Below are 12,797 nucleotides of genomic sequence, written 5' to 3'. Positions count from 1 at the left end.
GCAATCCGAAGGAGAACACTCCCCATGCCGCCCGGCTCGGCCCCCACCAACGGGACACGCGCCCACATCATCGCTTTTTTCCGTTTCGCACCGGCGCCGGTTCCAGGGCAGTGGCGTACGGCCCTGCGCACGTCGCTGGTGATGGCCGTCTCCATCCTGGTGATCACCGCGATCGCGGGTTTGGACGTGGGCCCGATGGCTCTGTTCGGCTCCCTGATCGCCCTCTGGAACACCGGCCAGCCACTACGCTCCCGAATCCGCACCTTCTCGGCCGTGGCCTGCGTCCTGCCCGGCTCGATGGCGCTGGGCGTACTGATATCGCCCCTGCCCTGGCTGATGGCCCCGGCCCTGGCCACTGTCACCTTGGTTGCCGTTGCCCTGTACTACGCCTTCATGATGGAGCAAGGGCCCGGACCACTGAACACCTTCTTCGCCTGCGCCCTGGGCGCCTACCTGGGCAGCCACACCGACAAGGCATGGGACATCGTCCTTGTCACCCTCTGCTCGGCCCTCTTGACCGGCTTGCTCAGCTTCACCGACCTGGCGGTGCGTCCGCGCCACCCCGAGCGGAGCACGGTGGCTGCTGCCCGGAGCGCCGTCGACGCCTACACCAGGCTGCCCGCGCACTCCGACGGCCCGTCCGACGAGCCCCTGCTCACCGCCCGCGACCACGCCACCAGAGCCGTCCACCGGGCCTGGGGCGTGCTCCACGCTGCGCAAGCCCACAACGCCGCGTCCGCCGGGCACCGCGCGCTCGCCGACGAACTGCTGCACACCGAGTCGAGACTGGCCCACCGGTTGGTGGCCGACCACTTTCCCGGAATCGTCGCCGGATACGCGGAGACGCGAGACAGCCACGTCGGGCGGCCGGTGCCGCGCAGGCTGCTCCGGCACGCCCTCGACCGGCACTCCCCGGCTCGCCTCACCGCCGGCCGCAACGCCTTGTCCGCCGGGGCCGCCGTGCTGATCGCCCAACTTGTGGGGATCGGGCACCCATATTGGGCCGTGCTTTCCTCGGCCGTCGTGCTGCACTCCGGCGCCGCGCGGGACTTCACCCTCAGGCGGGCCCTGCACCGCGTCCTCGGTACCCTGCTCGGGGTCGTCGTGGTAGCCGGTGTCTGGTGCCTGGGCCCCACCAGGTCCGAGCAAGTGGTCATCCTGCTCATCGGTGTGTACGGGATGAACCTGTTGCTCAGCCGGCAGTACACGCTCGCCGTCATAGCGGTGACAGCGATGGCGACGATGGCGAACACCGCCTCCTCGCCGGGGTCGGCGGTCGGGGACCTGTTCGCCGACCGCATCGTCGAGACCCTGCTCGGCTGCAGTCTGGCTTTGGTCGTCCTGTGGACCACCGGGCGGCGCGGACCCCGGACCGCCCAGGTCCGCCAGTACCACCGCACAGTGGATGCCATTGCCCGACTGCTGGCCTGCAGCGACCAGGGCGACTTGGCCTCCTCCGAGGCCCGGCACGCCCGCCGCGACGTCGCCTACGAACGCGAACGGCACAACGAGATGCTCATCCGCGCACTCGCCGACGACCCGGCGCTGGCTGCCTGGCTGCCCGCTGACCGGGCCCTGGGCCACCTGGCCCACGACGCGCTGGCCGCGGTCTGGCATCCCGATGCCGCCACCGCGCTGTCCGCCGGTGCCGCCCGGGACGTGCTGCTGCGCACCCGGCGAACGCCCGAGCCCCGGGCCACCGACCCGGTGGACGCCGCCCACGTGGTGGCCGCCGTCAAGAAGACCCGCGGCACTTTGCGGGCCGGCCGTACGACGCTGAACAGGCGGAGGATGTCCATTCCGTCCATTTCCTGTAGTCCGCCTGCCTGAGACCGCGTTGGGCCGCAAGGCGGTGCGGCTGAACCCCACGATCGGGCAGACGCCGACCTCCCCGGCGGGCCGCGCGACGCCGGCCGAGAAGCTGTATGGGCCGGTGACCGACTTCGTCGGCGCGCAGCGTGCCGTGGCGTCGGCCGCCGAAGGCACGGGCCCGCTGCGTACCGAGCAGTTCGTGGACCGGCTCGCCGCCTGGACCCGCCGGCACAACACCGAACGCGGCCCACACGGCGAGCACGATGGAGCCGTGGCGGCAGGAGGTCGAGAAGCCGTCCTGGGGCCACGACCGCCACCACGGCGACGCCCGTCGCTGACGCTGCACATCGCGCGGATGGCAGCTGAACACGCCACCCGCGCACGCAGATGAGACATCGGCGCGTCCAGCCTTCTGCGCGGCTGGGCGCGCCGCCGACGTGGGGTGCGGCGGGGTGCGCGGCCGCGCTCGATCGGGGCGCCAGCGGCAGGCAGCCCGGGCGCAGGCCCGCGCGGTCCAAGCACGCCGGCCGCACTGGTCGTGAACCGCGCCACCGCGCTCACCAGGAGTTCTGGACACCGCGGCCGCGGGCCCCGGGGCTTCCAGCAGTGAAACCCCAGCGACCCCGAACGCGGGGCGGCAGCAGCGCTGCCAGGCGACGTCCTACCCGAGCGGGCACCAGTCCGTGGCGATGGCCTCACACGCCTCCATACGGCTGGCCCGGAGCTCCCCGACGCCGGAGACCCGCTCCCTGCCGCGCGCCGCTCGGCGTGGTGCAGTGTCCGCAGTGCTGCGGCGAGTACGGTCCAGGCCCCCTGCTGCGCGCGGCAATCCGCGGTTCCTCCGATGCGACGGTCACCGGCATCCTGCCAGGCGGCGATCAGGGCGCACTGGCGTACCGCAAACGGCTCTGTCATGAGCCTTCATCCGGGTCGATCTTGAGGGATGGTGAGTTGTCGCTATCCGGCAGTTTGGCCGTCCTCTTCCGCCAGTAGTCGAGGCAGCAATGACCTGGCCGGCCTCGCCGAGGCGGTGTCCTGCGCGGCGACCGCGCCACGCGCTGACCAACAGGGATCGATTTCCCCTTTTGTCCACAAACGGCCTATTGTTAAAGAATGAGCAAAGTCGAGCGGGAGGTCGACCCTCAAGGGACGCTTGCGTGTCCGGTTTGCAAGCACTCCCTGAACATGATCGTCAAAAGGCGACACAAGACCCTTGGGATCTTTGTGCCCGTGCGGGTCCCTGGGCCCTGCCGTAACCCTGACTGCCCCGAATACCTGGAGGAGCCGGAGCTCAAGAGCCCCCCAAAGCGCTGACATCATGATCAACACCCATGGGGACTGATGCTCATGGACCGATGCACGTCAGTGGCGCAGAGGCGCATACGGACGGCGGATGCAGAACACGACGCCCATCTGCAGACTATGGACTGCGTGGTGTCGGCGCCCTCGGCCACGACCACCAAGGCTGTGCAACCTCTCGTTTCGCCGGTCAGTTCACACAATGAGTGGGACCCGCTGGAGGAGATCATCGTCGGCCGTCTCGACGGCGCGACGATACCCTCCCGCCATCCGGTCGTCGCCTGCAACGTCCCCCCATGGATGGGGCGGTTGCTGGGGCTGGCCGGCGGCTTCAAGTATCCGCGCGTGCTGCTTGAGCGGGCGCAGGACGAACTCGACCAGTTCATCGATCTCTTGCGGTCCCTCGACGTCACGGTCAGGCGCCCCGACGCGGTCGACCACAGGCAACGCTTCAGCACCCCGTACTGGTCGTCGCGCGGTTTCTGCACCACCTGCCCGCGGGACAGCCTGCTCGTGATCGGCGACGAGATCATCGAGACCCCGATGGCGTGGCCGTGCCGGTATTTCGAGACCCACTCCTATCGCCCGATCCTCAAGGACTACTTCCGGCGCGGCGCACGCTGGACGGCGGCGCCGAAGCCGCAGCTCACCGACGAGCTGTACAAACCGGAATTCCGCGCGCCCGAGCCCGGCGAGCCCATGCGCTACATCCTCACCGAGTTCGAGCCGGTCTTCGACGCCGCGGACTTCGTGCGCGCCGGACGCGACCTGTTCGTCACGCGGAGCAATGTCACCAACCGGATGGGCATCGAGTGGCTACGTCGCCATCTCGGACCCGGCTACCGGATCCACGAGATCGAGAGCCGCTGCCGCACGCCCATGCACATCGACACCACCTTCGTCCCACTCGCGCCCGGCAAGGTCCTGGTCAATGCCGAATACATCGACGTCGACCGCCTGCCCGACATCCTCAACTCGTGGGACGTCCTGGTCGCCCCCGAGCCCGACCCGATCGACGAACCCCTGCTCAGGATCACCTCGATGTGCGGCAAATGGCTCAGCATGAACGTGCTCATGGTCGACGAGAAGCGGGTGATCGCCGAGCGCCACCACACCGGCATGCTGCGCGCGCTCGAACAGTGGGGCTTCGAGCCGATCCCGAGCGACCTGCTGCACTACGCGCCGTTCGGCGGCTCGTTCCACTGCGCGACGCTCGACATTCGGCGCCGCGGCACGCTCGAGTCCTGCTTCGACTGATCGGACGCTCAGGCAGCCGTCGTGTAGTAGCCGACCGCCACGGCCACCAGCCCCACCGCATATCCGCCGAGCGCGGTGCCCGCGGTTGAGCGGCCTCGCGAGGAGCAGGTTGGCGGGGATGAGGCCGGGGTGGCCGTCGGCCAGTTCCAGCGCGACCTGCTGGGTGAGTCTGCCTCCCAGGCATCGCGGTCTCGTTCGTGGTCCTTTCGTGCGACTTTCTTGCGTTAAATCTCAACAGACCTGGATCGATCACACCGCCGCCTGGAGGATGGCCGCATTACCACCGCGCCCGCCACCGAACTACGCACCTTCACCACCCGCGATCCCGTCCGCGGCGGCCTCCTCGACGTGTACGCCGAGGTACGCGCCCCGCTCCTCCACCTGCCGAGCTTGCCGTCCGGGGCCACGGCCTGCCGGGCGGGGGTCGGGCTTCGTCGATGGCCAGGAGACAACCTGCCGGCGTCGGCTGCGCACCACCAACATGCGCAGGACGGGGCACGATTCCTCGTGCACGGCTATGGGAAGTTTTGGGGTGCATCGTTACCCTCCGCCCATGATTCCCACGGTGGTTTGGGGCACAGGCAACGTCGGGCGCGCGGCCATTCGAGCTGTCGCGGCGCACCCGATGCTCAGCCTGGTGGCCGTGTTGGTGTCCAGTCCCGCCAAGGTCGGCAAGGACGCGGGCGAGCTCGGCGGACTCGGCCGGCGCCTCGGGGTGACGGCGACGGACGATGTGGACGGGGTTCTCTCCGGAGCCCCTCGCGCGGTCGTGTACGCGGCATCCGGTGACGTCCGCATGGACGGCGCCCTCGATGACATCAGCCGCGCGGTCCGTGCCGGCGCGGTGGTCGTCACACCGTCCCTGTACGGCATGTACGACTGCACGAACGCGCCCGCCGAGATCCGCGACGTACTGCTCGCATCCGTCGAAGCCGGGGGCGGCTCCCTGTTCGTGTCGGGTGTGGACCCCGGTTGGGCCAACGACGTGCTCCCACTGTTGGTCAGCGGGCTCGGGTCCGACATCGACGCCGTCCGCTGCCAGGAGATCTTCGACTACTCGACCTACGACCAGGAGGAAGCGGTCCGCCAGCTGATCGGTATGGGACACCCTCTGGACTATCAGCCGCTGATGCTCGCCGAGGGCATTCCGACGATGATCTGGGGCGGTCAGCTGCGGATGATGGCACGGGCCCTGGGCGTCGAACTGGACCGCATCGAGGAGACCTTGGAACGCCGACCCCTCGAAAAGTCCGTCGGCACGGCCACGATGGGGGAGTTCTCGGCCGGTACCCAGGGAGCGGTGCGTCTTGAGGTGCAGGGCGTGGTGGCGGGCGAGCCCCGCATCGTCATCGAGCATGTCACCCGCATTCACGCCACCTGTGCCCCGGACTGGCCGGCACCGCCTGACGGTGGGGCGGGCGCACATCGCGTGATCATCGAAGGGCGCCCCCGCATAGAGGTCACGGTCGAGGCCACGGACGAGGGAGAGAACAGAGCCGCAGGCGGCAACGCGACGGCGGCCGGCCGTCTGGTGAACGCCATCGACTGGCTCGTCGAGGCCGAACCGGGTCTCTTCGACGCACTCGACGTCCCGCTGCGCCCCGCGGTGGGCAGACTGGGAAAGAAGTGATCATGCAGATCGACATCCCCGAGGGCTCCGAGCCCATCCCGTACGTCTGGGGTGACATGGTGCCCAAGATCGGACATGCGGCCAGCACCTTCTCCCTGTCCGTCTATGAGTACTCGACCCTCGGACTGCGCGAGTTCGAGGCCGCCCGCCTGCGCATCGCGCAGATCAACGGGTGCCTGTTCTGCCTGGACTGGCGCACCGAACGCGACGGGGAGAAGGTCGAGGAGGGATTCCTCGACGCGGTCACGCAGTGGCGGACCACGGACACCTTCGACGAACGGACCCGACTCGCCGCCGAGTACGCGGAGCGCTACGCACTCGACCATCACCACCTGGACGACGAGTTCTGGGACCGGATGAAGGCGCACTACAGCCAGGCGGAGATCGTGGAGCTGACCATGAGCATCGGCTCCTGGCTGGCGTTCGGCCGTCTCAATCATGTGCTGGGTCTCGACAGCGTCTGTGTCCTGCCTTCGGCACAGGACCAGTGAGGCGTCTCGGGCTGCGAGTTGCGGGCCGCGGCACATCGGCTACGGCCCGCAGGTGTTCGTACGACGCCCCGACGGGACCCGGGAACGGTCAGAAGTCCTCGGTGATGATCTTCTCGATGTTGCGCTCGGCGAGCGCGGTGATGGTCACGAAGGGGTTGACGGTGGCGTTGCCGGGGATCAGCGCGCCGTCCATCACATAGAGACCCGAATGGCCTTGCAGACGGCCGTAGTTGTCAGTGGCCTTGTTCAGGACCGCGCCGCCCAGCGGGTGGTACGTGAGATGGTCGCCCCAGATCTTGTAGGCGCCGAAGAGGTCCGAGCGGTAGACGGTCCCCTCGGTGGCGTTGATCTTGTCGAAGATCGTTTTCGCCATGTCGATGGACGGCTGCTTCCACGCGGTCTGCCAGTTCAGTTCCACCTGTCCCGTCGACGTGTTGTACGTGAACCGCGCGCGGTTGGGATTGTTGGTGATCGACAGATAGAACGACGCCCAGGTCTCGATACCGGTCGGCAGCGGCGCCACCTCGGCGAACGCACCGCCCGCGGCCCAGTTGTCGATGCCCGCGGTCGGCATCGACGACTGGAGCGCTCCGGTCGGGTCCCACAGGTGGTTGGCCCGGCCGCACATGACGTTGCCGTTCTCGCCCCAGCTGTTGCCGATCTCGCTGCTGAGGCCGGGCAGCGCGCCCGTCGCCTTCAGCCGGACCAGCAGCTTGCTGGTGCCGACGCTTCCGGCGGCGAAGAACACCCGCGCGGCGAGGACGGTCTTGGTGGTGACGACGGTGCCGGTCGTGTCGAGCTGGTCCATGGTCACGGAGTAGCCGCCGGTGGCGGGCGTCACCGAAGTGACCTTGTGCAGCGGTGAGATGTCGACCCGGCCGGTCGCGCGGGCCTGCGCGAGATAGGTCTTCTGGAGGGACTTCTTGCCGTAGTTGTTGCCGTACAGGATCTCGGCGGCCAGGGCCGACTTGGGCACCGTCCCCGCGGCCTCCTGCTTCATGTAGTCCCAGTCGTAGACGCTGGGGACGAACCTGAAGGAGAAGCCCGACCGTTGCGCGTGTTTGCGGCCGACGCGCGCGTACTGGTAGCAGTCCGTCGTCTCGAACCAGGCAGGGTCGATCGTGGCGGCGCCGAGCGTGCTGTTCGCGCGCGGGTAGTACACGTCGTACATCTCGTCGGCGTCGACCGAGGGGAGCACCCCGGGGAACCGGGACCGGTCGGGCGTCACCGCCATACCGCCGTTGACGAGGGAGCCGCCTCCGACGCCCCGGCCCTGGTACACGATGATGCCGCCCATTTCCTCGGCGTCGAGAATGCCCGTGTACTTCGGCACGTCCTTGTCGAGCGGGTAGCCGAGGAACTGGATCACCGGCTGCTTGGTGCGGGTCCGCAGCCAGAAGGACCGGTAGTCGGGGCTGGCGGTGTTGGCGAAGATCTTGCCGTCCGTTCCCGGGGTGTCCCAGGCCATGCCCATTTCCACCATGTGGACGTCCACGCCGGCCTGTGCGAGTCGCAGTGCGGTGACGGAACCCCCGTATCCGGTTCCTATCACGAGTGCGGCGATCTGTGCGCCGGGTTCGATCAGGTCGGCCTCCCGAGGGAGCGCCGCAGCGGTCGGGATGTCGAATGCGCCCAGAGCTGCGGCGCCAAGAATAGAACCAGTTCCTCCAATGAGTCGGCGTCGGGTCAAACCTCTTCCTTGCAGTGTGTCGGCAGGTCTGGTGCCCACGTAGATCTCCTTCCCCTTGTATAATCGAAACGAGTTCTACTAAGAGGCGTGAGATAAGTCACGAGAAACCTGCGGGTAACTTAAGTGTTGTTCACGGGTTTTTCGCATCAGGAATCAACCGATAACGCACCCCTCCCTCTGGCATCAATTCAAACTCGTGAATCATGCCTTGCGGAACTGATCCCTTTTCGATTTCGTCGCGTGAGGGTTCCCTCGCTCTGCTGTTTCCGGCGGAGGGAGACCTGACTCGACGGGACTGGCACGGTCCACTTCGGCGCCTACGGTCCACGCGGGCATCAAGCGACTACGGCGAAGCCCTGGCTGCCCGCCCAACGACGAACCCCCCCCTGGCTGCGTAGGTGAGAACCAGAAACGGTTGTCGAGGAGTAGTGAGAACGAGCGAGGGCTGGCCGTCCGGTGCATGTTCGTGAGAAGTGAGAACACCTGGTGGGTGTGTCGGTCTGGTTGCGGGTCACGCCGGTTCCAGCAAAACGGCCGGCAGTGTCCCGCTCACGATCGGTTCCCTTGGCAGCGAGAGCCCGAAGAACTCCTCGACAACGCCCAGCGCGGCGCGGTGGACCTCCCTTCGGTTCCGCTCCGGGTCCGGGAGGCCGGCGGCCGTGAGCCGCTCCTGCAGTCGGGCGGCTGTAGCGGGGTCACCTTCGACCTTTTCGTAGCCCCATGATCCGTCCAGGTGCAGGTTGAAGGCGGCCAGCAGCCGGCCGTCGTGGAAATAGGCGAACTGGGGCGGCACCGGCTTGCCGTTCTCCTCCTCGTACTCCAGGAGGCAGACATGCGCGCCGTCGCGCGAGATCGGTGTCATCGGTCCGAACTCGGCCTGCCAGCCGCCGTACGCAACCGCGTAGGTCCAGTCCCCCGCGGAGCCGAGGCGCAGCCCGACGTCGTAGTGGTCGTCCATGAGCTCCAGGAGCGAGGTTCCAGTGTGGTCCCCGACCGGCACGACGACGTGCTCCGTGTCGTACAGCAGGGTCGCTGCAAGGCGGTTGGCGAGTTCCTGCGGGGAGAGCCCGCGGGTGAGTACCACGTGGTAGCCCCCGAAAGCGATGGATTGTCGGTCAGCGAGCCAGGTCGTTCCGTCTGTCATGACCGTCATCCTGACCGCTGCCTCTGACAGCGCATGCGGCGGGCCCATGGCGCTGGCTCAGCACACCAGCGGTCCCGGAGCTGGTATCCCTGCGTTTTCGGAACTCGCAGACATCGTTCTCGCGCCGCACCAGGAGATCTCACCAGTGAGCAACAAACGTTCCCGATACTCCTCTACAAAGCCACCCGCCCTTCCGCGCTGGAAGGACGGGGGTTTGCGGTGGGGAGGTCACGTTCGCAGGTCGCGATCGTCGACAGGGACGGTGCGGTGCAGGTCAACCGGGATCTGCCCAGCGGGGTCAAGACGGTGCTGCGGGTGATCGGCGATCCACGTCCATGCGGTCCACGTGCCCGTGTCACGGGCCGATGGTGCCAGGCGTTTTCACGCCCGCCCTGGTGCACGTCATCCGCCGGCGGTGTCCTCGGCCTCCCAGCGCAGCAGGTCGCCCGGCTGGCACTTGAGCACCTCGCAGAGCGCGGCGAGCGTCGCGAAGCGTACCGCCTTGGCGCGGCCGTTCTTGAGTACCGCCAGGTTGGCGGGCGTGATCCCTACGCGGTCCGCGAGCTCGCCCACGGACATCTTCCGCCTGGCCAGCATCACGTCGATGTCGACGGCGATCGGCATCAGATCACCTCGTCCAACTCGGCCTGCATCTGCGCCGCTTCGACGTCGCGCGCGACGGCCTGGGCGAGCAGCATCCGCAGCACGAGCACGATGAGCGCGACCCCCAGGATGGCCACGCCAACCCCGCCCATGATGACGGTGACGCCCGGGTCGTCCCGCTGGCCCGGCGCATTGAGGGCCGTGACCGCGAACCACACCAAGGCAGCCGCCACGATCGCGCCGATCACGCCGTCCACGTACCGGAACGCGGCGTGGGAGAACACGGTTCCGCGTCGCACCATCGTCACCAGCCGCCACACGCAGACCAGGGCGACCTGGACCGACACCATGCCCAGGATCGTGATCACGCGCAGCGGGGTCAGCGGAAGCGACCCGTCCTCCGGGTCGGTGGCCAACGCCCACACCATCCCAACCTGCACGAACACGGTGCCCGCGAGCACCACCACGAGCACGGCGCACAGCGCACGCACTGTCAGCTTCCCCACGACCCATCCTTCCATCGAGTTGCGATGGGAATCTATCGAAAGTCGATAGGTGAAACAAGGGGTGGGACGGAGGGCGGGCGGCGTCTTTGCGCCGCGGCGGGACGCCGCCTCTCATGGCCTGGCGGTTGCGCGAACCGTCGAGATCTTGTCGAAGTCGGCATCGCTTGAGCACAAATCGGACGCCACCCGACTACGCTCGAAGCCCTGCTTTCTGGGCCGGCTCGTAACAGTGAGTGAGTCGCCCGGTGGCACCGGCCCAAGCCGCGTGATCATCTGCCCGTATAAGCCGCCGGCCCCCGTTTTGAGGTCGTCGTTCGTCAGCTGGCCTTGAACTGCAGGGAGTGCCGTGTCAGGTTGCCCCGACGACGATCAGCGCGTCGGCCGGCTTGTCCATGAACCAGATGTCGTCCTCGCCGAGCATGCGCTCCACCGATTCGGCGGCGAGATCGGGCGCGATCACAGCCGGCACGGCGATCCGGTCGACCGACTGGAACTCCTCGCGGTCTGCCAACTGCACCTGGCCAACGAGTCGCTCAGCGCGTCGCGGGTCCAGGTGGAGCAGGGCCCGCGCCAGTCTGTAGCGCGTCATGGGGGGCCAGCTATCCGCGAGGGTCGGATCCTGTGCGACGTCAACGAGGACCCGCTCGGCCCGCTTCGGTGCCGCATACGTCAGTACGTCGACCAGCCCCTCCCCATGCTTGCCGGGGTTGGGTCCGGCCGCGGGCGCGGCCGATCGCTCGATCGACGAGGGCGGCGGCACGGTAGGGTTGAAGATCCTCCAGGACCGCCGACGCCTTGACCAGGTCTGCGTTGGTGATCTTTTCGAGGGGCTGACCGTTGGGATCTCGCCACCTGGCCTGGTCGTCGAGGCCGTCGAGGCCGTCGAGAAGGCGCAGTGTGTCCGCCGGCGAGCTCCGGGAATGGGCCAGGGCCATGTCGGCCCGCAGCAAGGCGGGGACGCCGCTTGCCCGGTACATGCCTTCGGGCGCATCGAGGCGGCCGAGCCGGACGAGAGCTCGAGCGAGATACTCCTTGGAGTTCCCCCAGGTGTCGTACCGCGGACGTTCACGTGCTGCCTGTTCCGCCTCGGTCGCCAGCTCGATGGCGAGCGCGCGGTCGGCCGTCACCGAGGCCGCTGCAGCCAGCTGCGCCAGCATTTTCGGACGCAGCGCCGACCGCCTCGCCCATTGCACGGCCTGAAGTAACAGGTGGCGCCGCTCGCCGCCCCTACGGCCAGGTGGTGTGTAGCCCTGCGTAACACTCGGGGCTGCGGTCGTATAGCTCGGCTACGCCGCCGAGGCGGCCGCTGTCTGCTCGTCGTGCTCGCGGAGCATCCGCATCACGGTGGCGGGTGAGGGGTGTTGGCCCTTCTTCTTGCCCGTGGTGATGACGAGGCGCTTGGCGATGTCGCGCAGGCTCATCTCCTGATCGCGCAGGTGGAGGGCCATGGACAGCATGTCGTCGTCGGTGACGCCCGCGCCGTCGATGGTCTTGCCGGCTTGCGAGCGGACTTGTGGCCTTCCAGGGTGCGCTCACGGGTGTACTCGCGTTCCATACCGGACAGGGTGGCCAGGACGGTGAACATGACTCCGGAGGGGGCGTGTGAGCCCTGGAGCTCACCGGTGAGGAACTCGAGGCTGATGTCGCTCGCCTTCAGCTCCTCGGCCAGGGGCGCCAGTTCGATGCCGCGGCCGAGCCCGCTTGTGCTCGTGGACGACGAGGGTGACGCGTACCCCGGGGCGCGTGGTTCGCCGGCGAGGGCGACGGTCTTGTCCAGTTCGGGGCGCTGGGTGGCGCGGGTGGAGATCTTCTCGGAGAAGATCGGTGACCCCGGCTTCGGAGAGCGAGTCGAGTGGGGAGTCGAGGGACTGCCGGGCGGTGGATGCGCGTGCGTACCCCAGGCGGGCGTGCCCGACGGGTTCGACGCCGGTGTTCCTTGGTCGGGGCAGATCGGCCCAGGCGGAGCCGGGCTTGCGCACGGCGGGGGTCGGCACGCTGAGGGCCTTCGCAAGTTGGGGCACCAGACGGAAGCGGGCGGTGTGGTACTGGATCGCCACCTTGTTCTTGCCAGTGCGGCAGGGCGAGTCTGCCGGGGCGGCTCAGGTGGACATCGGACAGTCGCGCGATTCCACGCGCTTGAAGTCGTCGCTCACGAGCCGAGACTGTTTCATGAGGGCGTTTCAGGCGTCGAGTTGTTTGCAACAGCTCATGAAACGTAATCGCCGCAGGTGGACTGCCGGGTGACCGCGTGTTTCACAGGCGAACGCCTGTGAAACACGCGATGGGCGGCATCGGAGACACCGAAGACCCCGCCGTCGTGCGACGGCAGGGTCCCGTGAGCAAGTCCTAGGCGGCGGAGCTGCCG

The 12,797-nt window shown here is 68.0% G+C and carries 13 protein-coding genes and 2 pseudogenes; 6 read left to right on the top strand and 9 right to left on the bottom strand.

From position 1 onward, the window contains the following. The first annotated feature begins 24 nt into the window (after positions 1-24). The 6 genes and pseudogenes from ABT114_RS40275 to ABT114_RS40250 all read left to right on the top strand — a co-directional run bounded on the left by ABT114_RS40275 (position 25) and on the right by ABT114_RS40250 (position 6,489). The gene (locus ABT114_RS40275) at positions 25-1,830 is read left to right on the top strand and encodes an FUSC family protein (RefSeq protein ID WP_351149252.1); all 1,806 of its coding nucleotides are present in this window, start codon (positions 25-27) and stop codon (positions 1,828-1,830) included. 7 nt (positions 1,831-1,837) lie between these two features. After that, on the top strand, positions 1,838-2,203 hold the full coding sequence (locus tag ABT114_RS40270) for a hypothetical protein (protein WP_351149249.1): 366 nt from the start codon (positions 1,838-1,840) through the stop codon (positions 2,201-2,203). A 1,031-nt stretch (positions 2,204-3,234) separates the two neighbouring features. Then, positions 3,235-4,368, top strand: a complete 1,134-nt coding sequence (locus tag ABT114_RS40265) for an amidinotransferase (RefSeq protein WP_351149247.1) — start codon at positions 3,235-3,237, stop codon at positions 4,366-4,368. Between the two features lie 276 nt (positions 4,369-4,644). Next, positions 4,645-4,758 (top strand): annotated as a pseudogene (locus tag ABT114_RS40260) (GNAT family N-acetyltransferase); the annotation flags it as partial. A 163-nt stretch (positions 4,759-4,921) separates the two neighbouring features. Then, positions 4,922-5,998, top strand: coding sequence for an NAD(P)H-dependent amine dehydrogenase family protein (locus ABT114_RS40255; RefSeq protein WP_351149244.1), 1,077 nt, complete (start codon positions 4,922-4,924; stop codon positions 5,996-5,998). 2 nt (positions 5,999-6,000) lie between these two features. Further along, positions 6,001-6,489, top strand: coding sequence for a carboxymuconolactone decarboxylase family protein (locus tag ABT114_RS40250; RefSeq protein WP_351149241.1), 489 nt, complete (start codon positions 6,001-6,003; stop codon positions 6,487-6,489). 88 nt (positions 6,490-6,577) lie between these two features. On the opposite strand, the gene ABT114_RS40245 is transcribed toward ABT114_RS40250, so the two are convergent. From ABT114_RS40245 to ABT114_RS50745, 9 genes and pseudogenes are all read right to left on the bottom strand, one after another. Next, on the bottom strand, positions 6,578-8,218 hold the full coding sequence (locus tag ABT114_RS40245; protein WP_351149238.1) for a GMC oxidoreductase: 1,641 nt from the start codon (positions 8,216-8,218) through the stop codon (positions 6,578-6,580). A gap of 472 nt (positions 8,219-8,690) precedes the next feature. Beyond that, positions 8,691-9,323 (bottom strand): DUF6461 domain-containing protein, encoded by a 633-nt coding sequence (locus ABT114_RS40240; protein WP_351149235.1) that lies wholly within the window; start codon positions 9,321-9,323, stop codon positions 8,691-8,693. 402 nt (positions 9,324-9,725) lie between these two features. Continuing rightward, on the bottom strand, positions 9,726-9,947 hold the full coding sequence (locus tag ABT114_RS40235; RefSeq protein ID WP_328421682.1) for a helix-turn-helix domain-containing protein: 222 nt from the start codon (positions 9,945-9,947) through the stop codon (positions 9,726-9,728). After that, complete coding sequence (locus ABT114_RS40230; protein ID WP_351149232.1) at positions 9,947-10,432, bottom strand: DUF2975 domain-containing protein; 486 nt, start codon at positions 10,430-10,432, stop codon at positions 9,947-9,949. The genes ABT114_RS40235 and ABT114_RS40230 overlap by 1 nt, the downstream gene beginning before the upstream one ends. A 349-nt stretch (positions 10,433-10,781) precedes the next feature. Further along, entirely contained in the window at positions 10,782-11,021 is a 240-nt protein-coding gene (locus ABT114_RS40225) for a hypothetical protein (protein WP_351149231.1), read from the bottom strand. A 40-nt stretch (positions 11,022-11,061) separates the two neighbouring features. After that, on the bottom strand, positions 11,062-11,589 hold the full coding sequence (locus ABT114_RS40220) for a hypothetical protein (RefSeq protein WP_351149229.1): 528 nt from the start codon (positions 11,587-11,589) through the stop codon (positions 11,062-11,064). Positions 11,590-11,718: 129 nt separating this feature from the next. After that, positions 11,719-11,889, bottom strand: a complete 171-nt coding sequence (locus ABT114_RS40215) for a hypothetical protein (protein ID WP_351149485.1) — start codon at positions 11,887-11,889, stop codon at positions 11,719-11,721. Beyond that, a complete protein-coding gene (locus ABT114_RS40210) occupies positions 11,850-12,443 on the bottom strand; it encodes a recombinase family protein (RefSeq protein WP_351149228.1) in 594 nt (197 codons plus the stop codon). The genes ABT114_RS40215 and ABT114_RS40210 overlap by 40 nt, the downstream gene beginning before the upstream one ends. Continuing rightward, a pseudogene (locus ABT114_RS50745) lies at positions 12,427-12,516 on the bottom strand (zinc finger domain-containing protein); the annotation flags it as partial. The gene ABT114_RS40210 and the pseudogene ABT114_RS50745, both read right to left, overlap by 17 nt. Positions 12,517-12,797: the final 281 nt, after the last annotated feature.

The sequence above is a fragment of the Streptomyces sp. NPDC002088 genome, assembly GCF_040296605.1.
GTDB lineage: Bacteria > Actinomycetota > Actinomycetes > Streptomycetales > Streptomycetaceae > Streptomyces.
The sequence above is the reverse complement of the archived record's forward strand: the minus strand, read 5'-3'. Positions and strand labels throughout refer to the sequence as shown.

Bases quoted from the DNA above. Each gene is read 5' to 3' on its own strand.
- ABT114_RS40275 (WP_351149252.1), top strand. From the start codon at position 25: ATGCCGCCCGGCTCGGCCCCCACCAACGGGACACGCGCCCACATCATC.
- ABT114_RS40265 (WP_351149247.1), top strand. From the start codon at position 3,235: ATGGACTGCGTGGTGTCGGCGCCCTCGGCCACGACCACCAAGGCTGTG.
- ABT114_RS40255 (WP_351149244.1), top strand. From the start codon at position 4,922: ATGATTCCCACGGTGGTTTGGGGCACAGGCAACGTCGGGCGCGCGGCC.
- ABT114_RS40250 (WP_351149241.1), top strand. From the start codon at position 6,001: ATGCAGATCGACATCCCCGAGGGCTCCGAGCCCATCCCGTACGTCTGG.
- ABT114_RS40240 (WP_351149235.1), bottom strand. From the start codon at position 9,323: ATGACAGACGGAACGACCTGGCTCGCTGACCGACAATCCATCGCTTTC.
- ABT114_RS40235 (WP_328421682.1), bottom strand. From the start codon at position 9,947: ATGCCGATCGCCGTCGACATCGACGTGATGCTGGCCAGGCGGAAGATG.
- ABT114_RS40225 (WP_351149231.1), bottom strand. From the start codon at position 11,021: ATGACGCGCTACAGACTGGCGCGGGCCCTGCTCCACCTGGACCCGCGA.
- ABT114_RS40220 (WP_351149229.1), bottom strand. From the start codon at position 11,589: ATGCTGGCGCAGCTGGCTGCAGCGGCCTCGGTGACGGCCGACCGCGCG.
- ABT114_RS40215 (WP_351149485.1), bottom strand. From the start codon at position 11,889: ATGCTGTCCATGGCCCTCCACCTGCGCGATCAGGAGATGAGCCTGCGC.